The following is a 22433-nucleotide window of genomic DNA, read 5'->3' as shown; positions in this document are numbered from 1 at the left end:
CCGTGCTAGAAATTTCGTATTGCGGAAGTACGTTTCTGCTTAACGGAAGATTGCCTGTGGTCGGGGACGACTGTCAAGAGGCGAAAACGCAAAGAGCCCCCGCGCGAGGCCGCGCGGGGGCTCAGGGGCGTGCAGGTCAGAGCGCGTCCACGGCGCTCACCTTCCAGCCGTCGGAGGTGCGGTCCAGGGTCATCCGGACCCGGTTCAGGTCGACGCGGGAGCCGGTGACCTGGGTGCTCTCGGTGACCTGGTCGACGAAGAGCAGCACGACGGCCCGCTCCGGCGACGCCGACACCACCGACGCGGCCGGCGGGCCGCCCCCGGCCGGCCTCACGACCGTCGCCCGCACCACGCCGCGGTACTTCCTCGCCGTCGGCCCCACGACCGTCTTCGTGGTCCGGCCGTACTCCTCGCGGAACTTCCCCGTCAGCAGCGCACGGGCGCGCGCGAAGTCGCGGTCCAGGTGGCGATGGTCGTAGGAAAGTACGACAGGCGCCACCTTCCGTGCCGCCGCGAGCGCCTCGGCGCGGGCCCGCTCGGTCGCCCGCGCCTCGCGGTCCTGCCAGGCGAGGACGCCCACCGCGACCAGCGCGGCCATCAGCAGCACCCCGAGGAACGCGGTACGGAGCCTGCCGCGCCGGGGGCCGGGCAGGGCGGGTTCGTCGCCCTTCGGGCGCGGCTCGGGCGGGTCGTCCCAGCCGTCCGGCTTCTCGATGAGCACGGTCCGGCCGGACGCGCTCCTGGGGGGCGGCACCTCCCGTGTCTCCGCGCGTTCCGCGCGCTTGGCCGCCGCGCGGGCCGCCGCCGTGAGCGTGCGCCGGGTCGCTTGTGCCACGGTCGTTCTCCTTACTGATGATCAGCCGAAACCGATGGTCGGCCGAACGGACGGTCAGCCGACGAACTCCACGGCGGAGGTCAGCCAGCGGCCGTCCTCCAGCACCAGGTCCAGCTGCAGGCGGTAGGTACGGCCCTCGCCCTTGGGCACGGCGACATTGGTGACCTTGCTGTCGGCGACCACCAGGACCCGCGCGGAGTCCTCGTCGGATCGGACGACACCCGCCTCCAGGACCTGCCCCTCGGACACCGACCTGTTCTGCGCGACGAGCTTCGTCAGCTCCTCGGTCTGCCCGGCGAACTGCTCCTTGAAGTCGCCCGTGGCGCCCTTGAGCACCTGCGCGCTGTCCCGGTCGTAGTGCCGGTAGTCCAGCGAGGTGAAGTTGAGCGCCGACTGCCGGGCGGCCGCGAGGATGTCCTGGCGGCGCTGCTCGGCCTCCCGGTGCTCGTACACCCGAAAGCCCAGCCAGAGTGCCGACACGGTCGTGAGGACGGTCGCCACGATCAGCGTGAGGGGGTGGTGCAGCAGTCTCTTCACGCCATCGGTCCGACGAGCAGCCATTGCCAGGACTCCTTTCCGAACACGGCCTGCTGGCCGCCCGCCGAGCCGATCTCGACGGGCCCTTGGGCGCCGGGCGCGTTCTGCGCGCCCCGCACCGAGCTGGTACTGCCGCGCGGCAGCGTGCAGCGCGCCCCGGTGTTCGCGGGGCGGGTAGTGGTGTCGGCCGGGTCGCGCCACCGGGTGCCGTAGCCCTGGGTGCAGGCCGGCGGGTCGTCGGCGTTCACGACCAGGCCGAAGTGGGTGGTGCCGTCGCCGGGCAGGACCGTGTAGCTGCCCGAGACCACCACCGGGAAGGTGACCAGCGCCTGTTCGACCCCGGGCAGCCGGGCGAGCGTGACCTGGCCGCCGCTGATCAGATTCGCCAGCAGCACCGACAGATGCGGGTCCAGGGACTTCAGCAGCGAGTTCACCTCGTACGCCGCCGGGCGCGCGGTCCCGATCAGCTTGCGCAGATCCCCGTCGCTGTTCTTCACCTGCGCGGTGAGCAGCTTCAGGTCGCGGGCGAAGGACCGGATCGCCGAGCCCTGGTCGGACTGGGTCTTCAAAACCGTGCGCGAGTCCTCGATCAGGCGAATCGTCTCCGGCAGCGACTCGGAGGCGGCTTCGACGAGCTCGTTCCCGGAGTCGACCAGCCGGCTCAAGGAGGGGCCGGTCCCGGCGAACGCGTCGCCCAACTCCGCGACGGTGACCCGCAGATCACCCTTGTCGACCGAGTTCACCAGCCGGTCCAGGCTCACCACCAGCTCGGTCGTCGGCAGCGGCACCCGGGTGCGGCCGCGCGGGATCGTGCTGCCGTCCAGCAGATACGGCCCCGTCGAGCGGCGCGGCTGGAGGTCGACGTACTGCTCGCCCACCGCCGACCGGTTCGCCACCACCGCCAGCGCGTCCGCCGGGATGCGCGGCGCCCCGTCGTCGATCTCCAGCGCCAGCGACACCCCGTCGTCCCCGCTCAGCCGCAGCTCGCCCACCCGGCCCACGGGCACCCCGCGATAGGTGACCTCGGCGCCGGTGAAGATGCCGCCGGAGTCGGCGAAGTCGGCGTGCACGGTGTAGCCGCGGCCGAGCAGCCCGTCCACCAGGCCGGTGTACTCGGCGCCGACGTACGACACGCCCACCGCGGTGACCGTGGCGAACGCCAGCAGCTGGGCCTTGACCGTACGAGTGATCACGGCAGGATTCCCTTCAGGAGCAGCTCGGCGAGGGCGTAGTCGATGCCGTCGCCGTCCGGCCGGGTGCCGTGGGTGCGGTGGGCGACGCCGAGGCCGGTGCACACGGGCGGGCACAACGGGGCCTGGTCGTCCGGCAGTCCGGGTGTGCTCGGCACCGGGTCCGGCACGCCGGGTACCTCCGGCACCTCCGGAAGCCCGGGCACCTCGGGCAGGCCCGGCACCTCCGGCAGCCCTGGCGTCTTCGGCAGCTCGGGCGTGTCCTCGGGGGGCTCCTCGTCGAGGTTGCCGTAGATGCCCGCCAGATCCAGGTCGGCGGTGATCTCCAGGTTGACGTAGTCGCCCCTGACGGCGTCCACGGCGTTGCGCGGGAACGGGTACGTGGTCAGCAGCTCCAGCGCGTTGGGCAGGTTCGCGCCCGCCTGGTTCAGCCGTTGCAGGATCGGCCGCAGCGCCCTGAGGTTCGCGACGGTGTCGTCGTGCGAGGCGTCGACGACCTCGGTGCCCTTCCTTCCGAGCTGCGCCAGCGCGGTGAGCATCGTGGTGAGGTCCTTGCGCTGGTCGGCCAGCACCTTCAGCGCGGGCGGCAGCGTGTCGACCGCGCGGGCGATCGTCTTCTTCTCCTTGCGCAGCCGTCCCGCGAGCCGGTCGATGCCCTTCAGGGCCCGCACGATGTCCTCGCGCTGGTCGTCGAGGCCGCCGAGGAAGGTGTTCAGCTCCTTCAGCAGCGACCTGACCCGGTTCTCCCGGCCCTCCAGCGCCTTGTTCAGCTCCACGGTGATCGTCTTGAGCTGGGCCACGCCGCCGCCGTTGAGGAGCGCGGACAGGGCGGACAGCACCTCCTCGATCTCAGGGTTGCGGCCGCTGCGGGCGAGCGGGATGCGGTCGCCGTCGCCGAGCCGCCCGGCCGGCGGCGTGCCGGCCGGGGCGGACAGCGCCACGTACTTCTCGCCGAGCATGCTGGTCTGCCGCAGCTCGGCGACCGCGTTGCCGGGCAGCTTCACCGAGTCGGCGATCCTCAGCCGCACCCGGGCCCGCCAGCCCGCCAGCTCGACCTTCTCGACCGCGCCGACGGTGACGTCGTTCACCTTCACCGCGGACTGCGGCACCAGATCCAGGACGTCCCGGAACTCGACGGTGATCCGGTACGCGTCCCCGCCCGCGGCCGCGCCGCCGGGCAGCGGGACGTCGTACCAGCCGTGGAACTCGCAGCCGGTCAGCAGCAGCGAGCCGGCCGCCGCCCAGGCGAGCCCGTGGCGCACTCTTCTCATGTGCGGGCCTCCAGGATTCCGCCGAGGGTGCGGTCGACCGAGCCGGACGCCTTCGGCACCTCGGGCAGCGAGTCGAACAGCTCCCGAAGCTCGGCGCAGTCGGCGGTCTTCCCCTCGGTCGTGCGCAGGATCGAGCACAGCAGCGCGGCCGGGTCCTGCGGCTGCTGGGGGTTGTTGCGGGTGTCGAGGGTGCCGGAGGACGGGTTGTAGGCGTTCTGGAGGTTCGACAGTCCGGTCGGGGCGACCTCCAGGAGCTCCTCCAGGGCCTTGCGCTGGGTGACCAGCACCTCGGTCACCTTGCCGAGCCCCTTCACGTTCGAGGTCAGCGATTTCTTGTTCTTGTTCACGAAGCCGGTCACGTCGCCCAGCGCGGTCGCCAGATGCTTCAGGGCCTCCGCCAGATCCTTGCGCTCGCCCGCGAGTTGCTTCGCCACCTCGGCGAGCGTGGTGTCGAAGGAGCGCACGCTCTTGTCGTCGGCCGCCAGGGCCGCGGTGAACACCTGGAGGTTGCGGACCGTGCCGAACAGGTCGCCCCGGCCGTCGGACAGCGTGGTCACCGCCGACGACAGGTCCTCGACGGTCTGATGGATGTTCTCGCCCTGCCCGTCGAGGTTCTCCGCGCTCACGCCGAGGAGCCGGGCCAGGGAGCCGTCCTTGTCGGCGCCGTTCGGGCCGAGCGCCTCGGAGGTGGTGTGCAGACTGTCGAAGACCCGGTCCAGCTCCACCGGCACGGCCGTGCGCGACTCGGGGATCACCGCGCCGTCCCGCAGTACCGGCCCCTTGCGGTACACCGGCAGCAGCTGCACATAACGGTCGCTGACCACCGAGGAGTTGATGATCGCCGCCTGCGCGCCGGCGGGGACCTTGCGGCCGGCGTCGTACTCCAGCACGACCCGCACCCGCGCCCCCTCGGGCTCGATCTCCTTCACCTCACCGATCCGTACGCCGAGGACGCGGACGTCGGAGCCGGGGTAGATGCCGACCGTGCGCGGGAAGTACGCCGTGACACGCACCGGCTCCTCACGCGGCCACAGCGTCACGGCCAGCACCGCGAGGACCACCACGGGGACGGCCCAACGGGCCTGCCTCCAGAGCTGTTTCACCGCTCGCCTCCCGTCCTCGGCACCACCGGGGCGGCCACCATGTTCTGGATGTAGCTGTCGAACCAGCGGCCGTTGCCGAGGGTGTTGGTGAAGACCCGGATGTACGGCGCGAGCAGCTTCACGCTCCGGTCCAGGCTCGACTGATTGCGTTCGAGCATTCCCACCACCTGGTTCAGGCCCTTGAGCGCGGGCCCGATCTCCTTCTCGTCGTCCTCGACGAGCCCGGACAGCTGCACGCCGAGCGCGGCCGAGGTGACCAGCAGCTTGTGAATGGCCTTGCGCCGCTTGCTGATCTCGGCGAACAGGTCACTGCCGTCCTTGACCAGACCGCTGAAGTCCTCCGACCGCTCGGCGAGCACACCGGTCACGCCGTTCGCGTGATCCAGCAGCCCGCGCAGCTCCTCGTCCCGCTGGGCGACCGTCCGGGAGATCTTCGACAGGCCCTTGATGGAGGCGCGCACCTCGGTGGGGGAGTCCTCGAAGGTGGCCGAGATCGTGTCCAGGGCCTTCGCCAGGCGCGCGGTGTCGACCTCCTCCGTGGTGGTGGTCAGATCGCTGAACGCCTGCACCACGTCGTACGCCGGCACGGTCCTGCGCAACGGGATCTCGCTGCCCGGCGCGAGCTGCCCCGGGCCCTTCGGGTGCAGGGCCAGGTACTTCGCGCCGAGGATCGTCTTCACCCGGATCGACGCGCCGGTGGCGGTGCCGAAGTCAGGGTCGCCCTTGACCTTGAAGGTGACCTTGACGTGGTCGCCGTCCAGTTCGACCTCCTCCACCTTGCCGACCTTCACCCCGGCGATCCGCACCTCGTCGCCCGGCTTGAGCCCGCCGGCCTCCGCGAAGGCCGCGCTGTACGTCTCGCCGCCGCCGATCAGCGGCAGGTCGTCGGCGTTGAACGCGGTGACGGTCAGCAGGGTGAGGGTGGTGAGGCCGGCCGCCCCGATCACCACGGGGTTGCGCTCACGGAAGGGCTTGAGCCGTGCGAACCTCATTCCGCACACCTCGCCCGCGCCACATGCAGCTCCGGCCGGATCACCCGCTCGGTCCTCGGCAGCACGATCCGGCCGTCGAAGTCGCACAGATAGAAGTTGAACCACGAGCCGTAGGACGCCGTCCCGGTCAGCTCGTTCAGCTTGTTCGGCAGCCGCTTCAGCACGCCCTCCACGGTCTTCTCGTTGGCGTTGAGCGTCCCCGTCAGCTCGGTCAGCTCCGCGATGTCGTCCTTCAGCGGCGGCCGGGCGTCCGCCAGCAGCCCCGAGGTGGCCTCGGTGAGGTCGCCGATGCTCACCAGCGACTCACCGATCGGCTTGCGGTCGGCCGACAGCCCGGAGATCAGCCGGCGCAGCTCCTTGAGCAGGCCGGAGAACCGTCCGCCGCGCTTGTCGAGCGTCTCCAGCACCGAGTTGAGGTTGTCGATCACTGACCCGATCAGCTTGTCCCGCCCGGCGAGCGTCGTGGTGAGCGAGGCCGTGTGCGCGAGCAGGCTGCGCACGGTGCCGCCCTCGCCCTGGAGCGTCCTGACGATCTCTGTGGCCAGCTGGTTGACGTCCTCGGGGCTCAGCGCGGCGAACAGCGGCTTGAAGCCGTTGAGCAGCGCGTTCAGGTCCAGCGCGGGCTGGGTCCGGGACAGCGGGATCGTGGCGCCGGGCGACAGCCGGGTGCCGTCGCCCACGCCCTCGGTCAGCGCGATGTACCGCTGTCCGACCAGGTTGCGGTACCGGATCACCGCCCGGGTGCTGGTCAGCAGCGGCCGCCGCTCGCTCACCGTGAAGGTGACCTCGGCCAGCGTCCGGTCCTTGACCCGGACGCCCTCGACCTCCCCGACCCGCACCCCGGCGACCCGTACGTCGTCGCCCTCCGCCACGCCGGTCACATCGCTGAACACCGCGTGATACGTGTGCTTCGGCGTCAGGCTGAAACCGCCGATGGTGGCGGCCAGCAGCGCGGTCGCCGCCAGGGTCACCACCGCGAAGAGAGCGAACTTGACCAGCGGCGCGGCCGTGCTCTGCGAGGACCTCATACGACACTCACCGCCGTCCCACGGGCCAGGGGCCCGAACAGCAGGGTCGCCACGGCCGGTACCTCGTCCGCCGGCACACCGAGGACGGGTGCCACGAGCGAGGAGACCGCCCGCTGTTCCGACCGGGTGGCGGACACGCCTGGGGGAAGCGCACTGCTGGAGATCCCTGCCTTCGTACCGTCGTTGAGATGGGGATGCGGTCCCGGCACCCGCGGATGCGGCAGGCCCCGGCAGTCCGGCCCGGACCGCTCGCCGTAGACCGGCTCCTCGCCCGGCACATAGCCGGGCCGCTGCCGTACGACTTCCAGGGTGATCCGCATCCGCCCGCCCCGGAACGCCTCCTGGGACGCGGCGTCCTGCCGCACCAGGCCCTCCAGCAGGCACGGGTACTCGGGCGAGTAGCGGGCGAACAGCTGAAGGGTGGGCCGCGAGACCCGGCCGAGGGTGATCAGCCGGTCCCCGTGGGTGTCGAGGAAGTCCTCAGCGGTACGGGCCACCCCGGTCGTCGAGGTCAGGGCCGCAGCCAGCTGGTCCTGCTTCTCCACGACCGTCGTGCTGGTCGTGACCGTGTTGCGCAGGATCGCCAGCAGATCGGGTGCCGCGTCCCCGTACAGCTCGGCCACGTCCGCGAACCGCGTGATGTCCTCGCGCAGCGACGGCAGATGAGGGTTCAGCCGCCGCAGATAGCCCTCCACGCGCGTGAGGTTGTCGCCGATCCGGTCGCCGCGTCCCTCCAGCGCGGTCGCGAACGCCGAGAGTGTGGCGTTGAGTTCGCCCGGGCGCACTGTCCGCAGCAGCGGCAGCAGGTCGTTCATCAGCCGCTGCAGCTCCATGCCGACCCGGGTGCGGTCCTGGCCGATCACATCGCCCGCGCGGATCGGCCGGGCCGCCGAACCGGGCGGCACCACCAGGTCGACGTACTTCTCGCCGAACAGCGTCTTCGGCAGCAGCCGCGCCCGCACGTCCGCCGGGATGTACGCCACGTGCTCCGGCCGCAGCGCCAGGTCGAGCACGGCCTTGCCACCGTCCGCCCGCACCTCGCGCACCTCGCCGACCAGCAGCCCGCGCAGCTTGACGTCCGCGCGCCGCTCCAGCTGGTTGCCGAGCGAGTCGGCCTCCAGGGTGACCCGTACGACGGAGGTGAACGCCTGCTGGTAGACGGCCACGGCGAGGGACAGCAACAGCGCCAGCACGGCGAGGAACGCGACCCCGTACAACCTGAGCTTCATCGCCTTCACCCCGCGATCCGTACGGTCGTGTCGGCGCCCCAGATCGCCAGGGACAGGAAGAAGTCGACGACGTTCACGGCGACGATCGACGTGCGCACCGCCCGGCCCACCGCGACCCCGACGCCCGCCGGGCCGCCGCTCGCGTAGTAGCCGTAGTAGCAGTGCACCAGGATGATCAGCACCGCGAAGACGATCACCTTGCCGAACGACCAGAACACGTCGACCGGCGGCAGATACTGCTGGAAGTAGTGGTCGTAGGTGCCCGCCGACTGCCCGTAGTAGCCGGTCGTGATGGTCCGCGCGGCGAAGTACGAGGACAGCAGCCCCACCACGTACAGCGGGATCACCGCGACGAACCCGGCGATCATCCGGGTCGTCACCAGGAACGGCAGCGAGGGCACGCCCATCACCTCGAGGGCGTCCGTCTCCTCGCTGATCCGCATCGCGCCGAGCTGCGCGGTGAACCCGGCCCCGACCGTCGCCGACAGCGCGAGCCCGGCCACCAGCGGGGCGATCTCCCGGGTGTTGAAGTACGCCGACAGGAACGCCACGAAGTTGGACGTGCCGAGCTGGTTGAGGGCCGCGTAGCCCTGGAGCCCCACCTCGGTGCCGGTGAAGAACGACAGGAACGCGATCACCCCGACCGTGCCGCCCACCACCGCGAGCGCGCCCCGGCCGAAGCTCACCTCGGCGAGCAGCCGCAGCACCTCCTTCTTGTAGCGGCGCAGGGTACGGCCGGTCCACGCCAGCGACCGCCCGTAGAAGACCAGTTGGGAGCCCAGCTCCTCCAGCCGTTGCAGCATCTGCTCACCCCCTCTGCGGAACGACCTGGAAGTACACGGCCGTCAACACGAAGTTCGTCACGAACAGCAACATGAAAGTGATCACCACGGACTGGTTCACGGCGTCCCCCACACCCTTGGGGCCGCCCTTCGCCGTCAGTCCCTTGTACGAGGCGACGATCGCCGCGATCGCCCCGAACACCAGCGCCTTCACCTCGGCCGCCCACAGGTCGGGCAACTGGGCGAGCGTGGTGAAGGAGGCCAGATAGGCGCCGGGGGTGCCGTCTTGAAGGACGACGTTGAAGAAGTAGCCGCCGGCCACGCCGACGACCGACACCAGGCCGTTGAGCAGCACGGCGACCACCATCGACGCCAGCACCCGGGGCACCACCAGCCGGTGCACGGGATCGATGCCGAGCACCTGCATCGCGTCGATCTCCTCGCGGATCTTCCGCGCCCCGAGGTCCGCGCAGATGGCCGTGCCGCCCGCGCCCGCGATCAGCAGCGCGGTCACGATCGGCGAGGCCTCCCGCAGCACGGCCAGCACGGAGGCGGCCCCCGCGAAGGACTGCGCGCCGAGCTGCCGGGTGAGGCTGCCGATCTGGAGCGCGATCACCGCGCCGAAGGGGATGGAGACCAGGGCGGTGGGGAGGATGGTGACCGAGGCGATGAACCACGCCTGCTGGATGAACTCCCTTGTCTGGAACGGCCGTCGGGGCAGGGTCCGCAGGATGTCCAGCGCCATCGCGAAGAGGTCGCCGCAGTGGCGCAGGGCGGCGGTGGGGGAGAGGCTCATGCGTCCTCCTCGGCCTTCAGCTCCGCCTCACGCCGGGCGATCGCCTCCCAGCGGGGCGGGCGGGTGATGCCGGGGCCGGGCAGCAGCCGTGGGGTCATCGCGGGCGGCGCGCCCGTGTCGTCGATCTGCTTCAGCTCCTGCTCGACCTGCGCGGCGTCCTTCTCCTCCGCCATGCCGATCGGCCCCTGCATCCGGCCGTTCAGGAACTGCCGTACGACCGGCTCGTCGCTCCTCAGCAGCTTCTCGCGCGGGCCGAACATCACCAGCTCGCGGCGGAACAGCAGGCCGATGTTGTCCGGCACCTGACGGGCCGAGGCGATGTCGTGGGTGACGATCAGGAAGGTCGCGTCGATCTGCGCGTTGAGGTCGACGATGAGCTGGTTGAGATACGCCACCCGCACCGGGTCCAGGCCCGAGTCCGGCTCGTCGAACAGGATGATCTCCGGGTCGAGCACCAGCGCCCGGGCCAGACCGGCCCGTTTGCGCATGCCACCGGAGATCTCCCCGGGCAGCTTCCGCTCGGCGCCGATCAGACCGACCATGTCCATCTTCTCGAGCACGATCCGGCGGATCTCCGCCTCCGGTTTACGGGTGTGCTCGCGCAACGGGAAGGCGATGTTGTCGTACAGGTTCATCGACCCGAACAGCGCGCCGTCCTGGAACAGCACGCCGAACAGCTTCCGCACCTCGTACAGGTCGTGCTCGCGCAGCTCGGTGATGTCCTTGCCGGCCACCTTGATCGAGCCCCGGTCCGGCTTCAGCAGCCCGACGAGCGTCTTCAGGAACACCGACTTGCCCGTGCCGGACGGCCCGAGCAGCACGGAGACCTCACCGGCGGGCAGCGTCAGCGAGACGTCCTGCCAGATGACCTGGTGTCCGAAGGACTTGGTCAGCCCTTCCACACAGATCTCGACACCCATCCGGTCCCACCCTTCCGCAGCGGCCCTTTCGACTGCTCTACGGGGAGGGGCGGGGCGTCCGTCGCGGCGGACGCGAACTTTTTTCCGAGGGCTCTACGGGAGCCGGCCGGACAGGCTCTCGGGGACGGCCGGGGCGTCTGTGATCTGCGTGCCTTCTGCGGCGGTCGGTACGTCCACGAGGTCCGGCACGTCCGGCACCTCGGTGGGGCCGGGCGCGACGCCCTCCGCCGACAGACCGGGCACCTCGGGCAGTCCCGGGACGCCCGGCACCTGGGGCACCACCTCGTGCACCTCGTCCGTCGGAAGCCCCGCCGTCGGCGACAGCACGGCGAGCGAGGGCACGCTCAGCGGAAGCAGCGGCTGCTCCTCGGCATGCGCCATCGTGCGCGCAGCCGAGGACGGGCGCGCGTCCGGCGCCTGCCGTACGGCAGGGGTGCCTGCCGCGCTCTCGCCGTACGACCGCTCCCGCGGAGCCGCCTCGGGGGCGGGGGAGACGGACGCCTCGGACGGCGCCGTGCCCTGCCGGTCCCAGGGGCCGGTGTGGGGCAGCAGGGCGAACCCGGCCACCACCAGGGTCGCCGCCGCCGACGTGGCGACCACGCCCGGGCGGGGCCGGCCGCGCCCGAGGAGGAACAGGGCGAGCCCCAGCGTGCCGGCGAGCGAGTTGCGCAGCGTCCGGCGGGCCCGGGCCAGCAGGGACTCGACGGTCCGGTAGCTGAGCCCCATCCGGACGGCGACCTGGCTGACGTCCAGGTCCTCGGACTTCAGCCGCAGCGCCTCGGCCTGCCGGGCAGGCAGCTCCCCGCTGCGCCGGGCCAGCCACGTCGCCTCGGCCCGGTCGCACACGGCCTCCTCGACCGGCACCGGGCCGGGCGCGAGGAGGGTCGGGCTGCGGTGGACCTCGGCCTCCCGGCTGACCTGGCGGTATCGGTCGACGCACAGCCGCATGGTCACCGTGGTCAGCCAGGCGGGGAGCCGGTCGTCGTCCAGGTCGGGGCGTTCGGCGGCGCGCAGCATGGCCTCGTGCACGGCGTCCTCGGCATCCTCCTGGGACATCGACCGGCGGCGGGCCACCTTCAGCAACTGCTCCCGGTGTCTCCACATGGTCTGCCAGCGGTCGTGTGCGGCCTGAATCTCCGCCTTCGTCGGCAGGTCCGTCGTCGCCATGAGGGCCCCTTCGCGCTCACCCACCGGTCGGGTGCGGTGCCGGCCGGCGGGTGGCGACATTACCGCCGAGTATCCGCGGTTGTGGAGGGGGCGGCGGTTATCGAGTCGGCAACGGTCCCTCCTGGCCTCCGGGCAGCTCAGGGGCGCTGGGCAGGACGCTGTCCGTGGGGAGACCGAGGGACACGGAGGGGGCCGGTGAGGTCAGAGTGGGGCGGGGTGCGGGCGTGCTCGGCTCGGGCTCCGTGGACGGCGCCGGGCTGGGCACCGTACGAGGAGTGGCCGGGGGCGACGACGTCGCGGGGGAGGACGGCGTAGGGGAGGCGGACGTGCGGGACTGCGGCGCGCGGGATCCGGACGTACGGGAAGCGCCCGCCGGGCCCGCGTCCGGGACGACCCGGTGGCCGCCGAGGAAGTAGCCGTACCAGGCCAGGACCGTGCGCAGATAGGCGCGCGAGCGGTTGTAGCCGAGGATCGCCTGCTCCAGGCCGGCCGGGTCGGACAGGTCGCGGGCGCCCACGCAGAGGTAGCGGCCGGCGGCGAGGGCGGCGTCGTAGACGTTGTGCGGGTCGGCGCGGCCGTCGGCGTTGCCGTCCGCGCCCCAGGACGCCCAGGTCGAGGGGATGAACTGCATCGGCCCGACGGCACGGTCGTACACCGCGTCCCCGTCGTACGCCCCGTCGTCGGTGTCCTCGATCAGGGCGAAGCCCCGGCCGTCGAGGCGCGGCCCGCGGATGGGGGTCGCGGTCGTGCCGTCCGGCCGCACCCGGCCGCCGCCCGCCTGGCCGGACTCGACCTGGCCGATCGCGGCCAGCAGCTGCCAGCGCAGCCGGCAGCCGGGGTCGGTGCGGGCCAGCTCGGCCTCGGCGCGGCGGTAGGCCGCGAACACGCTCGCGGGCAGCGCGGCGACGGGCCGCGGTGACCGCTCGGCCACGTGCAGCGGGGGCAGGTCCCTGCGGTACGGGGCGTCGCCGGACACGCTCGGCCCCTCGTCGGCCGGTGCCTGCCGCGGCGGCGCGACCGCCCTGGCCGGGACCGCCCCCGGCGGCTGCGAGGCGGTGAGCGCGGCCATCGCCACGACCGCCGCCGCCGTACCCCTGGCTCCTCTGACCGCTCTGCCGACCCTGTGCCCTGTCACTGTGCGACCCCTCCCTGCGGACTGTCTGTCATCTGCTCTACGGCGCGCGGGCCCGGTTCCGTCGCGGAACTCCCGGGACGCCTTCCGCCGCCCGGACCGACCGGTCAGTCGCCCGGTGGCCGCAACCGCTGCCGGAACCCGCGTGCGGGGCGTTAGGTTGGGCGCGTGCGATTGAGAGTGGAGTTCACGACCGAGCCGTTCGACCTCGACGAGGCGCCCGCGCACGCGCTCGCCGCGCGTGAGGTGATCGAGGCCGCGGAGCTGGACGAGGTGGACGTCGGTCCCTTCGGCAACACGGCGGAGGGGGGTGCCGACGCGGTGCTGAGCGCTGTGGACGCGCTGCTGCGCAAGGCGCTCCAGGCCGGGGCCACCCGGGTCTCGCTGCAGGTCAACGTGGTCGCGGAGGGCGCCGAGTGAGCGGGGACGAGCCGTTCATCACGGCGGTCAAGCCGCTGGTCGACGCCATGGGCGGGGAGCTGCTGCCGCCGGACGAGGCCGGCCCCGACGATGTCGTGCTCGCCTGGGAGGGCGCCGACGTCGTCGCCGTACGGCTGCCGCAGCTCGCGGACTCCCTGGATCACATCCTGGCCGCGATGGAGCGCAAGCGGGGCAAGCCGTTGGCCGACCTGGACCGCAAGGCCAAACAGGAGGTCGTCCGGGTGCTGGAGGCGCGGGGCGCCTTCGCGGTGCGGCACGGCGTGGAGACGGTGGCGGGGGCGCTGGGCGTCAGCCGGTTCACCGTCTACAACTACCTGAACCGCGAGAAGGAGTCGTAAGAAGGCACGAGGGGCGTCGGAGAGGGCCTTTCGAAGGGGACACGGGTCCGTAACCCCGAATTTTCAACAAAGTGTTGACGTAACGTTTCGGAGGGCGTTAGCTATCCGCAGCCCGTTCAGCACGAAGGCCGTTTCCGGCCACGGAGGCTCCCGTGACTTCCACTTCCACGCCGCCGGGCCTGGCCCGGTTCAACGCGCTCGAGGAGCACGCGGCCTCCGCCGCGCTCCACGAGGCGTGCGCCTCCACGGCATGGGGCCGGCGGCTGCTCGCCGCCCGCCCGTACGCCACCCCTGAGGACCTCTACCGCGCCAGCGACGCCGCCATGGCCGAGCTGACCGCCGAGGACCTCGCCGAGGCCATGGCCGGCCACCCGCCGATCGGCCGCCCCAAGCCGGGCGACCCCACCTCGGCGCGCGAGCAGCGCGGTATGGCCGGCGCCTCCGAGGACCTCAAGGCGGAGATGCTCGAACTGAACCTGGCCTACCAGGAGAAGTTCGGCCATGTCTTCCTCATCTGCGCCACCGGCAGGACCGGCGAGCAGATGCGGGACGCGGTCAAGGAGCGGATCGGCAACTCGCCGGAGCAGGAGCGCGAGACCGTGCGCACCGAGCTGGGCAAGATCAACCGCATCCGACTGGCCCGACTCGTCGAAGAGGACGCCTGAGAATGAGCACCAGCACCACCGCCTCCGTGTCCACGCACATCCTGGACACATCCGTCGGACGTCCCGCCGAGGGCGTCGCCGTCCAGCTGTCGGCCCGTAGCGGCCGCGATGCGGACTGGAAGACCCTCGGCGGCTCCGCGACCGATGCGGACGGCCGGTGCAAGGACCTTCCGGACCTGCCGGAGGGGACGACCCACGTACGGCTCGACTTCGCGGTCGAGGCGTACTTCGAAAGAACTGCAGAATCTGCGAACAAGCAAGCCGATGCGCAGCAGGACGCCCCCGCGAATCGGGACAGCGGTACCGGTGTGTTCTTCCCGGAGGTGGCGATCACGTTCGCCGTCGTGCCGGGCGAGCACTACCACGTGCCGCTGCTGCTCAACCCGTTCGGCTACTCCGTTTACCGAGGGAGCTAGCTAGATGCCCACCATTCTGGGACAGAACCAGTACGGCAAGGCCGAGAACCGAGTCGTCAAGATCACGCGGGACGGCGCCACCCATCACATCAAGGACCTCAATGTGTCCGTGGCGCTGAGCGGCGACATGGACGACGTCCACTACTCCGGCTCGAACGCCAACTGCCTGCCGACCGACACCACCAAGAACACGGTGTACGCGTTCGCCAAGGAGTACGGCATCGAGTCCGCCGAGCAGTTCGGCATCCACCTCGCCCGCCACTTCGTCACCTCGCAGGAGCCGATCCACCAGGCGCGCATCCGCATCGAGGAGTACGCCTGGGAGCGGATCGAGACCTCCGACGCCAACAGCAAGTTCATCGGCGCCGACGAGGTCAAGCACTCCTTCGTCCGCAAGGGCCAGGAGACCCGCGTCACCCAGATCACCTACGACGGTGAGAAGTGGGAGGTCGTCTCCGGCCTCAAGGACCTGATCGTGATGAACTCGACCAACTCCGAGTTCTGGGGCTACGTCAAGGACAAGTACACGACCCTCCAGGAGGCGTACGACCGCATCCTGGCCACCCAGGTCTCCGGCCGCTGGCGGTTCAACTGGACCGACGACGAGCAGAAGATGCCCAACTGGGAGAAGTCCTACGAGCAGGTGAAGAAGCACATGCTGCACGCCTTCGCCGAGACCTACTCGCTCTCCCTCCAGCAGACCCTGTACCAGATGGGTTCGCGCATCATCAACAACCGCAGCGAGATCGACGAGGTCCGCTTCTCGCTGCCGAACAAGCACCACTTCCTGGTGGACCTGGAGCCGTTCGGGCTCAAGAACGACAACGAGGTCTACTTCGCCGCCGACCGTCCCTACGGCCTGATCGAGGCCACCATCCTGCGGGACGGCTGCGAGGCCCAGATCCCGGTCGACATGACCAACCTCTGACGCGGGACGCGCGCCCCCGGTCCTTCTCGCCGAAGCGGACCCGGGGGCGCGCCACACCGGAGGGAACACCATGGCACAGCCTGCAACGGGGCCGGCCGAAGCCCCCTGTTCCACCCCGCCGGTGCACGACCAGGACGCCGTCACGTCCGTGCACCCGGTGGACGAGAAGCTCCACCCCTCGCGGCTCGTCCCCGCCGCGCTCCAGCACATCGCCGCGATGTACGCGGGCGTGGTCACTCCTCCGCTCATCATCGGCCAGGCATGCGGCCTCGACCTCGCGGCCCGCACCCGGCTGATCGCCGCGTCCCTGCTGATCGCGGGTGTCGCGACCATCCTGCAGACCCTCGGCGTCAAGGGCTTCATCGGCAACCGGCTGCCGTTCGTCAACGCCGCCTCCTCGGCCGGCATCGCCCCCATCCTGGCGATCGCCGAGACCAACGACCCGGGCCGTCAACTCCCCGCGATCTACGGCGCGGTGATGGTCGCCGGTGTCTTCTGCCTGGCGATCGGCCCGTTCTTCGGACGACTGCTGCGCTTCTTCCCGCCCCTGGTCACCGGCGTGGTCATCACCCTCATCGGGGTGACCCTGATGCCGGTCCCGGTCGGCTGGGCCCAGGGCGGCGACGAGACCGCCGCCGACTTCGGCGCCATGCACCACCTGGCGCTCGCCGGGTTCACCCTCGCCGTCATCCTGCTCATCCAGCGCTTCGGCAGGGGCTTCGTCAAGCAGGTCGCCCTGCTGTTCGGGCTGCTCCTCGGCACGCTCGCCGCGATCCCGTTCGGGATGGCCGACTTCAGCGGGCTGAAGTCCGCGCCCGTCGCCGCGCTGCCCGCGCCGTTCGCCTTCGGCGCGCCGGAGTTCCAGCCCGCGGCGATCCTGTCGCTGTGCATCGTGATGCTGGTGCTGATGACCGAGTCGTCGGCGGGCATGCTCGCCCTCGGTGAGATCTGCGACCGCCGCACCGACGCGCGCACCATCACCCGCGGCCTGCGCACCGACGGCATCGCCACCCTGCTCGGCCCCGTCTTCGGCGGCTTCCCCACCTCGGCCTTCGCCCAGAACGTCGGTGTCGTGTCGCTGACCCGGGTGCGCAGCCGCTATGTCGTCGCCGTCGCGGGCGCCACCCTGATCGTCCTCGGCGCCTTCCCGGTGCTCGGCGCGGTCGTCTCCCTGGTGCCCATGCCGGTTCTCGGCGGCGCGGGCATCGTCCTGTTCGGCTCGATCGCCGTCAGCGGCATCCGCACCCTGTCGGAAGCCGGCCTGGACGACAGCTCCAACATCATCCTGGTGGCCGTCGCGCTCGGCGCGGGCATCATCCCGCTCGCGGCACCCACCTTCTACGCCGACTTCCCCGCCTGGGCGCAGACCGTGCTCGGTTCAGGTATCAGCGCCGGCGCGCTCGTCGCCGTCTCGCTGAATCTGTTCTTCCATCACCTCGGCACCCGGAGCGGCCGAACCGCCCCGGCACTCAAATCCTCCTAGGGTCCTGCCGTGCCCTCCCCGTGGCCACACCCCGGCCCACGGGCCGCCACTGAAAGACAAGGAAGCTCCATGGCATCATCGGCAGCCGAGCGCATCGTCATCGAGAACTGCGCGATCGCCACGGTCGACGCGGGCGACACCGAGTACGCCTCCGGACACCTGGTCCTGGCCGGCAACCGCATCGAGTCGGTCGGCGCGGGCAACGCCCCCGCGGACCTGGAGAACGTGGTGCGCCGGATCGACGCGAGCGGCCATCTGGCCACGCCCGGTCTGGTCAACACCCACCACCACTTCTACCAGTGGATCACCCGGGGCCTGGCCACCGACCACAACCTGTTCGACTGGCTGGTCGCGCTGTACCCGGTGTGGGCGCGCATCGACGAGCAGATGTGCTACTCGGCCGCCCAGGGCTCCCTCGCGATGATGGCCCGCGGCGGTGTCACCACCGCCATGGACCACCACTACGTCTTCCCGCACGGCTCCGGCGACCTGTCCGGCGCGATCGTCCGCGCCGCCGCCGAGATGGGCGTACGGTTCACCCTCGCCCGCGGCTCGATGGACCGCAGCGAGAAGGACGGCGGCCTGCCCCCGGACTTCGCCGTGGAGAGCCTCGACGGTGCGCTCGCCGCCACCGAGGAGACCGTCAGGCAGCACCACGACGCCTCCTTCGACGCCATGACCCAGGTGGCCGTCGCCCCCTGCTCCCCCTTCTCCGTCTCCACCGAACTCATGCGCCAGGGTGCCGACCTGGCCCGCCGCCTCGGGGTGCGGATGCACACCCACGGCTCGGAGACCGTGGAGGAGGAGAAGTTCTGCCACGAGCTGTTCGGCATGGGCCCCACCGACTACTTCGAGTCCACCGGCTGGCTCGGCGAGGACGTGTGGATGGCGCACTGCGTCCACATGAACGACTCCGACATCGCCGCCTTCGCCCGGACGAAGACCGGCGTCGCCCACTGCCCGTCGTCCAACGCCCGCCTCGCGGCCGGCATCGCCCGCGTCCCCGACATGCTCAGGTCGGGCGTCCCGGTCGGCCTCGGTGTGGACGGCACCGCCTCCAACGAGTCCGGCGAACTCCACACCGAGCTGCGCAACGCCCTGCTGATCAACCGCCTCGGCGCCCACCGCGAGGCCGCGCTGAACGCCCGCCAGGCCCTGCGCCTGGGCACCTACGGCGGTGCGCAGGTCCTCGGCCGTGCCGAGCAGATCGGCTCGCTGGAGGTGGGCAAGCTCGCCGACGTCGTGCTGTGGAAGATGGACACCCTCGCCCACGCCTCCATCGCCGACCCGGTGACCGCGCTCGTCTTCGGCGCCGCGGCCCCGGTCACCGCCTCCTTCGTCAACGGCCGGCAGATCGTCGACAGCAACCGCCTGCTCACCGTCGACGAGGACGCCATCGCCCGCTCCACCCGAGAGGAGGCCCAGCGCCTGGCGCGCATCGCCGCCCAGCGCTGACCCTCCCCCCCCCAGAACTCCGGCCGAGAGGGACGGCTCCCGGCCGGGACCGTGGATCCGAGCGGGATCCACGGAAGCCGTCTCCGGGGCGTGTGCCCGACGCACACGCCCTGGAGCCGGTCACGCCCGACGCTTACCGCCATAAGCCGTAGGCCATGAGCCGTAGGCCATGATCCGTAGGCCGTTGGCACCCCACCGCTCACCGCCGTCGCCACCCCCGTCACGGTCCCGCACGACCACCCGCACCACCTCCCTGAAATCCACGTCGCCCCTGACGTGTTAGCCGTTTGGAGGAGCAGCCGTGGCCGCCCATCCCGTAGACGAAAAACTCCCCGCCCTGAAAATGGCGACCAGCGGTCTTCAGCACGTGGCCGCCATGTACGCGGGGGTCGTCGCCCCACCGCTCATCGTCGGCGCGGCCATAGGCCTGACCGCAACCGAACTGACCTTCCTCACCGGCGCCTGTCTGTTCACAGCGGGCCTCGCCACCTTCCTGCAGACCCTCGGCATCTGGAAGATCGGCGCCCGGCTGCCGTTCGTCAACGGGGTCACCTTCGCCGGTGTCGCCCCGATGACCGCGATCGTCGCCTCCACCGAGGACAAGTCCGACGCCCTGCCGATCATCTTCGGCGCGGTGATCGTCGCCGGTCTGCTCGGCTTCTTCGCGGCGCCCTTCTTCAGCAAGGCGATCCGCTTCTTCCCGCCGGTCGTCACCGGCAGCGTCATCACCCTGATCGGCGTGTCCCTGCTGCCGGTCGCCTTCGGCTGGGCCCAGGGTCCCAACCCGGCCGCGGAGGACTACGGTTCGACGACCTATCTCACCCTCGCCGGCATCACCCTGCTGATCGTCCTGCTGCTGCGCCGCTTCACCCGCGGCTTCGTCAAGCAGATCGCCGTCCTGCTCGGCCTGGTCGCCGGCACGCTCATCGCGATCCCGTTCGGCGTCACCGACTTCAGCCCCGTCGGCGACGCGGACATCGTCGGGTTCCCGACCCCGTTCCACTTCGGCGCACCCCAGTTCCAGTTCGCCGCGATCCTCTCGCTGTGCGTGGTGATGGTCGTGTCGATGACCGAGTCGACCGCCGACATGCTGGCCCTCGGTGAGATCGTCGAACGCCCCGCCGACGAGAAGACCATCGCGGCCGGACTGCGCGCCGACACCCTCGGCTCGGCGATCAGCCCGCTGTTCAACGGCTTCATGTGCAGCGCGTTCGCGCAGAACATCGGCCTCGTCGCCATGACGAAGATCCGCAGCCGGTACGTCGTCGCCACCGGCGGTGCCTTCCTGGTGCTGATGGGCCTGTGTCCGATGGCCGCCTCGCTGATCGCGGTCGTGCCCCGCCCGGTCCTCGGCGGCGCCGGCATCGTCCTGTTCGGCTCCGTCGCCGCGAGCGGTATCCAGACGCTGGTGCGGGCCGGCCTCGACCGGGACAACAACGTCCTGATCGTCGCCGTCTCCCTCGCCGTCGGCATCATCCCGATCACCGCGCCGGAGTTCTACCACTCCTTCCCCGAGACCGCGAAGATCGTCCTCGACTCCGGCATCTCGACCGGCTGCGTCACCGCCGTCGTCCTCAACATGCTCTTCAACCACCTCGGCAAGAGCGGCGACGCCCACGACGTGACCCATCCGATGGAGGCGGGGGAGGAGATCGCCGCTGCGCACTGAAACGGACGGTGAGTTAACACCCCTGCCGGGGGCCGCGCGACCATGGCGTGGCCCCCGGCCGACGTCTTACAGCAGGGGCTTCTGGCGCGTCGAGCCGTATGTCCGGCCCGAAGACGATCACCCCTCCCGCAGGGACTTGGCGAGCGCCCCGTCCCCCGCGACCTCGACACGCCCGGCACGCACCGCCTCGGCGAGGCTCAACTCCCCGCGCGCCACAGCCGTACAGGTCTCCCCGTCCATCGACAGCCGCGCGTCCGGCTCCCGAGGCGCGGGCCCGTCACCGTAGACCGGCCCCTCCTGGGCGCCGACGTGGAGGTGGAAGTCGCCCTCGTCCAGGCGTACTTCGACGAGTCCCTCGCCCTCCAGCGCGTTCAGCAGCGGCAGTGCGAACCAGTGGGCGCGCAGGGCGTCCGTGGGCCTGCGCTCTCCCAGCTCGCCGCGCCCCCACTCGCCGAGCGCGAGCAGGACGGGCAGCAACTCGCGGCCCCGCGGGGTGAGTTCGTAGACGTAGGCCGCTCCGGGCGGCGGCAGGCGGCGCCTCGTCGTCAGCCCGTCGCGCTCCATGTCCTTCAGCCGGGAGGCGAGGACGTCCGTGCTGACCCCCGGCAGGTCGGCGTGCAGGTCCGTGTAGCGGCGGGGCCCGGCGAGGAGTTCGCGCACGATCAGCAGGGTCCAGCGGTCGCCGACGGCGTCCAGCGCGCGGGCGGCGGAGCAGTACTGGTCGTAGCTTCGACGAGGTGGCATGCGACGCAGTCTAGACAAGTTGTTGGACTTTCCAAGCTGCTACTTGGTAAAACCAAGTGACACTGGTTATCTGGAGGGGCGCCATGGAGTTCCGGCAGTCGAACAAGCTCAGCGAGGTCTGCTACGAGATCCGCGGCCCGGTGATCGAGCACGCCAACGCGCTGGAGGAGGCGGGCCACAGCGTGCTGCGCCTGAACACCGGCAACCCGGCCGTGTTCGGCTTCGAGGCCCCGGAGGAGATCCTCCAGGACATGATCCGGATGCTCCCCCAGGCGCACGGCTACACCGACTCGCGCGGCATCCTCTCCGCCCGCCGCGCCGTCGCCCAGCGCTACCAGACGCTCGGTCTGCAGGTCGACGTCGACGACGTCTTCCTCGGCAACGGCGTCTCCGAGCTGGTCTCCATGGCCGTACAGGCGCTGATCGAGGACGGCGACGAGATCCTCATCCCCGCCCCCGACTTCCCCCTCTGGACGGCCGTCACCACCCTCGCGGGCGGCAAGGCGGTCCACTACCTGTGCGACGAACAGGCCGAGTGGTACCCGGACCTCGCCGACATGGAGTCGAAGATCACCGACCGGACGAAGGCGGTCGTGATCATCAACCCCAACAACCCCACCGGGGCCGTCTACCCCAAGGAGATCGTCGAGGGCATCCTCGACCTCGCCCGCAGGCACGGCCTGATGGTCTTCGCCGACGAGATCTACGACCAGATCCTCTACGACGACGCCGTGCACCACTCGGCCGCCGCCCTCGCCCCCGACCTGGTGGTCCTCACCTTCTGCGGCCTGTCCAAGACCTACCGGGTGGCCGGCTTCCGCTCCGGCTGGCTCGTGGTCACCGGACCCAAGCAGCATGCGCGCGACTACCTGGAGGGCCTGACCATGCTGGCCTCCATGCGCCTGTGCGCCAACGCGCCCGCCCAGTACGCCATCCAGGCCGCGCTCGGCGGCCGCCAGTCGATCCATGAACTCACCGCTCCCGGCGGGCGGTTGCGCGAGCAGCGCGACGTCGCCTGGGAGAAGCTCAACGAGATCCCCGGCGTGTCCTGCGTCAAGCCCAAGGGCGCCCTGTACGCCTTCCCGCGCATCGACCCCAAGGTGCACCCGATCCACGACGACGAGAAGTTCGTCCTCGACCTCCTGCTGAGGGAGAAGATCCAGGTCGTCCAGGGAACCGGCTTCAACTGGCCGACCCCCGACCACTTCCGTATCCTCACCCTCCCGTACGCGGAGGACCTGGAGGCCGCGATCGGCCGGATCGGGCGCTTCCTGAGCGGGTACCGGCAGTAGCGGCCCGAGAGGAGCGTGTG

General features: G+C 71.0%; 23 protein-coding genes. 9 read left to right on the top strand and 14 right to left on the bottom strand.

Going from position 1 to position 22433, the window contains the following annotated elements; all coding sequences use genetic code 11:
- Positions 1–136: 136 nt before the first annotated feature.
- From ACIQ6Y_RS04340 to ACIQ6Y_RS04280, 13 genes are all read right to left on the bottom strand, one after another.
- A complete protein-coding gene (locus ACIQ6Y_RS04340; RefSeq protein WP_404032694.1) occupies positions 137–835 on the bottom strand; it encodes a hypothetical protein in 699 nt (232 codons plus the stop codon).
- Positions 836–889: 54 nt separating this feature from the next.
- The gene (locus ACIQ6Y_RS04335) at positions 890–1396 is read right to left on the bottom strand and encodes a hypothetical protein (RefSeq protein WP_404032691.1); all 507 of its coding nucleotides are present in this window, start codon (positions 1394–1396) and stop codon (positions 890–892) included.
- Positions 1369–2565 carry an MCE family protein gene (locus tag ACIQ6Y_RS04330; protein WP_404032688.1) on the bottom strand — a complete coding sequence of 399 codons (1197 nt, stop codon included), beginning with the start codon at positions 2563–2565 and terminating at the stop codon, positions 1369–1371. Before ACIQ6Y_RS04330 ends, ACIQ6Y_RS04335 begins: the two co-directional genes overlap by 28 nt.
- On the bottom strand, positions 2562–3833 hold the full coding sequence (locus tag ACIQ6Y_RS04325; RefSeq protein WP_404032685.1) for an MCE family protein: 1272 nt from the start codon (positions 3831–3833) through the stop codon (positions 2562–2564). The genes ACIQ6Y_RS04330 and ACIQ6Y_RS04325 overlap by 4 nt, the downstream gene beginning before the upstream one ends.
- A complete protein-coding gene (locus tag ACIQ6Y_RS04320) occupies positions 3830–4897 on the bottom strand; it encodes an MCE family protein (RefSeq protein ID WP_404033693.1) in 1068 nt (355 codons plus the stop codon). Before ACIQ6Y_RS04320 ends, ACIQ6Y_RS04325 begins: the two co-directional genes overlap by 4 nt.
- Before the next feature lie 35 nt (positions 4898–4932).
- Positions 4933–5928: an MCE family protein gene (locus ACIQ6Y_RS04315; protein ID WP_404032682.1), complete on the bottom strand. Its 996-nt coding sequence runs from the start codon at positions 5926–5928 to the stop codon at positions 4933–4935.
- On the bottom strand, positions 5925–6956 hold the full coding sequence (locus ACIQ6Y_RS04310; RefSeq protein ID WP_404032679.1) for an MCE family protein: 1032 nt from the start codon (positions 6954–6956) through the stop codon (positions 5925–5927). Before ACIQ6Y_RS04310 ends, ACIQ6Y_RS04315 begins: the two co-directional genes overlap by 4 nt.
- Complete coding sequence (locus ACIQ6Y_RS04305; protein ID WP_404032676.1) at positions 6953–8185, bottom strand: MCE family protein; 1233 nt, start codon at positions 8183–8185, stop codon at positions 6953–6955. Before ACIQ6Y_RS04305 ends, ACIQ6Y_RS04310 begins: the two co-directional genes overlap by 4 nt.
- A 5-nt stretch (positions 8186–8190) precedes the next feature.
- Positions 8191–8988: an MlaE family ABC transporter permease gene (locus ACIQ6Y_RS04300; RefSeq protein ID WP_404032673.1), complete on the bottom strand. Its 798-nt coding sequence runs from the start codon at positions 8986–8988 to the stop codon at positions 8191–8193.
- A gap of 4 nt (positions 8989–8992) precedes the next feature.
- Positions 8993–9763: an MlaE family ABC transporter permease gene (locus ACIQ6Y_RS04295; protein ID WP_404032671.1), complete on the bottom strand. Its 771-nt coding sequence runs from the start codon at positions 9761–9763 to the stop codon at positions 8993–8995.
- Positions 9760–10683, bottom strand: a complete 924-nt coding sequence (locus tag ACIQ6Y_RS04290; RefSeq protein ID WP_404032668.1) for an ABC transporter ATP-binding protein — start codon at positions 10681–10683, stop codon at positions 9760–9762. Before ACIQ6Y_RS04290 ends, ACIQ6Y_RS04295 begins: the two co-directional genes overlap by 4 nt.
- 93 nt (positions 10684–10776) lie before the next feature.
- A complete protein-coding gene (locus ACIQ6Y_RS04285; RefSeq protein WP_404032665.1) occupies positions 10777–11850 on the bottom strand; it encodes a sigma-70 family RNA polymerase sigma factor in 1074 nt (357 codons plus the stop codon).
- 97 nt (positions 11851–11947) lie between these two features.
- Positions 11948–12985, bottom strand: coding sequence for a lytic transglycosylase domain-containing protein (locus tag ACIQ6Y_RS04280; protein ID WP_404032662.1), 1038 nt, complete (start codon positions 12983–12985; stop codon positions 11948–11950).
- Between the two features lie 165 nt (positions 12986–13150).
- On the opposite strand from ACIQ6Y_RS04280, the gene ACIQ6Y_RS04275 reads away from it, so the two are divergent.
- The 8 genes from ACIQ6Y_RS04275 to ACIQ6Y_RS04240 all read left to right on the top strand — a co-directional run bounded on the left by ACIQ6Y_RS04275 (position 13151) and on the right by ACIQ6Y_RS04240 (position 20377).
- Positions 13151–13402 (top strand): hypothetical protein, encoded by a 252-nt coding sequence (locus tag ACIQ6Y_RS04275; protein WP_404032658.1) that lies wholly within the window; start codon positions 13151–13153, stop codon positions 13400–13402.
- Positions 13399–13761: a helix-turn-helix domain-containing protein gene (locus tag ACIQ6Y_RS04270; RefSeq protein ID WP_404032655.1), complete on the top strand. Its 363-nt coding sequence runs from the start codon at positions 13399–13401 to the stop codon at positions 13759–13761. Before ACIQ6Y_RS04275 ends, ACIQ6Y_RS04270 begins: the two co-directional genes overlap by 4 nt.
- Positions 13762–13913: 152 nt before the next feature.
- Complete coding sequence (gene uraD, locus ACIQ6Y_RS04265) at positions 13914–14426, top strand: 2-oxo-4-hydroxy-4-carboxy-5-ureidoimidazoline decarboxylase (RefSeq protein ID WP_404032652.1); 513 nt, start codon at positions 13914–13916, stop codon at positions 14424–14426.
- 2 nt (positions 14427–14428) lie between these two features.
- On the top strand, positions 14429–14842 hold the full coding sequence (gene uraH / locus ACIQ6Y_RS04260) for a hydroxyisourate hydrolase (RefSeq protein ID WP_404032650.1): 414 nt from the start codon (positions 14429–14431) through the stop codon (positions 14840–14842).
- Positions 14843–14846: 4 nt separating this feature from the next.
- Positions 14847–15770 (top strand): factor-independent urate hydroxylase, encoded by a 924-nt coding sequence (gene pucL, locus ACIQ6Y_RS04255; protein ID WP_404032647.1) that lies wholly within the window; start codon positions 14847–14849, stop codon positions 15768–15770.
- A 70-nt stretch (positions 15771–15840) separates the two neighbouring features.
- The gene (locus ACIQ6Y_RS04250; protein ID WP_404032644.1) at positions 15841–17253 is read left to right on the top strand and encodes a nucleobase:cation symporter-2 family protein; all 1413 of its coding nucleotides are present in this window, start codon (positions 15841–15843) and stop codon (positions 17251–17253) included.
- Positions 17254–17322: 69 nt separating this feature from the next.
- Complete coding sequence (locus ACIQ6Y_RS04245; RefSeq protein ID WP_404032641.1) at positions 17323–18708, top strand: 8-oxoguanine deaminase; 1386 nt, start codon at positions 17323–17325, stop codon at positions 18706–18708.
- A 301-nt stretch (positions 18709–19009) separates the two neighbouring features.
- Positions 19010–20377: a nucleobase:cation symporter-2 family protein gene (locus ACIQ6Y_RS04240; protein WP_404032638.1), complete on the top strand. Its 1368-nt coding sequence runs from the start codon at positions 19010–19012 to the stop codon at positions 20375–20377.
- A 117-nt stretch (positions 20378–20494) separates the two neighbouring features.
- On the opposite strand, the gene ACIQ6Y_RS04235 is transcribed toward ACIQ6Y_RS04240, so the two are convergent.
- Positions 20495–21121 (bottom strand): winged helix-turn-helix transcriptional regulator, encoded by a 627-nt coding sequence (locus ACIQ6Y_RS04235; protein ID WP_404032636.1) that lies wholly within the window; start codon positions 21119–21121, stop codon positions 20495–20497.
- 83 nt (positions 21122–21204) lie between these two features.
- Here ACIQ6Y_RS04235 and ACIQ6Y_RS04230 point away from each other — a divergent pair, with 83 nt between their 5' ends.
- The gene (locus tag ACIQ6Y_RS04230; protein ID WP_404032633.1) at positions 21205–22413 is read left to right on the top strand and encodes a pyridoxal phosphate-dependent aminotransferase; all 1209 of its coding nucleotides are present in this window, start codon (positions 21205–21207) and stop codon (positions 22411–22413) included.
- Positions 22414–22433 lie beyond the last annotated feature (20 nt).

Origin of the sequence: Streptomyces sp. NPDC096205, assembly GCF_044763135.1 — a bacterium.
GTDB lineage: Bacteria > Actinomycetota > Actinomycetes > Streptomycetales > Streptomycetaceae > Streptomyces.
Note: the sequence above shows the minus strand (reverse complement) of the source record. Positions and strands in the feature narration are given on the sequence as shown.

Bases quoted from the DNA above. Each gene is read 5' to 3' on its own strand.
- ACIQ6Y_RS04335 (WP_404032691.1), bottom strand. From the start codon at position 1,396: ATGGCTGCTCGTCGGACCGATGGCGTGAAGAGACTGCTGCACCACCCC.
- ACIQ6Y_RS04325 (WP_404032685.1), bottom strand. From the start codon at position 3,833: ATGAGAAGAGTGCGCCACGGGCTCGCCTGGGCGGCGGCCGGCTCGCTG.
- ACIQ6Y_RS04315 (WP_404032682.1), bottom strand. From the start codon at position 5,928: ATGAGGTTCGCACGGCTCAAGCCCTTCCGTGAGCGCAACCCCGTGGTG.
- ACIQ6Y_RS04310 (WP_404032679.1), bottom strand. From the start codon at position 6,956: ATGAGGTCCTCGCAGAGCACGGCCGCGCCGCTGGTCAAGTTCGCTCTC.
- ACIQ6Y_RS04305 (WP_404032676.1), bottom strand. From the start codon at position 8,185: ATGAAGCTCAGGTTGTACGGGGTCGCGTTCCTCGCCGTGCTGGCGCTG.
- ACIQ6Y_RS04300 (WP_404032673.1), bottom strand. From the start codon at position 8,988: ATGCTGCAACGGCTGGAGGAGCTGGGCTCCCAACTGGTCTTCTACGGG.
- ACIQ6Y_RS04295 (WP_404032671.1), bottom strand. From the start codon at position 9,763: ATGAGCCTCTCCCCCACCGCCGCCCTGCGCCACTGCGGCGACCTCTTC.
- ACIQ6Y_RS04290 (WP_404032668.1), bottom strand. From the start codon at position 10,683: ATGGGTGTCGAGATCTGTGTGGAAGGGCTGACCAAGTCCTTCGGACAC.
- ACIQ6Y_RS04285 (WP_404032665.1), bottom strand. From the start codon at position 11,850: ATGGCGACGACGGACCTGCCGACGAAGGCGGAGATTCAGGCCGCACAC.
- uraH (WP_404032650.1), top strand. From the start codon at position 14,429: ATGAGCACCAGCACCACCGCCTCCGTGTCCACGCACATCCTGGACACA.
- pucL (WP_404032647.1), top strand. From the start codon at position 14,847: ATGCCCACCATTCTGGGACAGAACCAGTACGGCAAGGCCGAGAACCGA.
- ACIQ6Y_RS04250 (WP_404032644.1), top strand. From the start codon at position 15,841: ATGGCACAGCCTGCAACGGGGCCGGCCGAAGCCCCCTGTTCCACCCCG.
- ACIQ6Y_RS04245 (WP_404032641.1), top strand. From the start codon at position 17,323: ATGGCATCATCGGCAGCCGAGCGCATCGTCATCGAGAACTGCGCGATC.
- ACIQ6Y_RS04235 (WP_404032636.1), bottom strand. From the start codon at position 21,121: ATGCCACCTCGTCGAAGCTACGACCAGTACTGCTCCGCCGCCCGCGCG.
- ACIQ6Y_RS04230 (WP_404032633.1), top strand. From the start codon at position 21,205: ATGGAGTTCCGGCAGTCGAACAAGCTCAGCGAGGTCTGCTACGAGATC.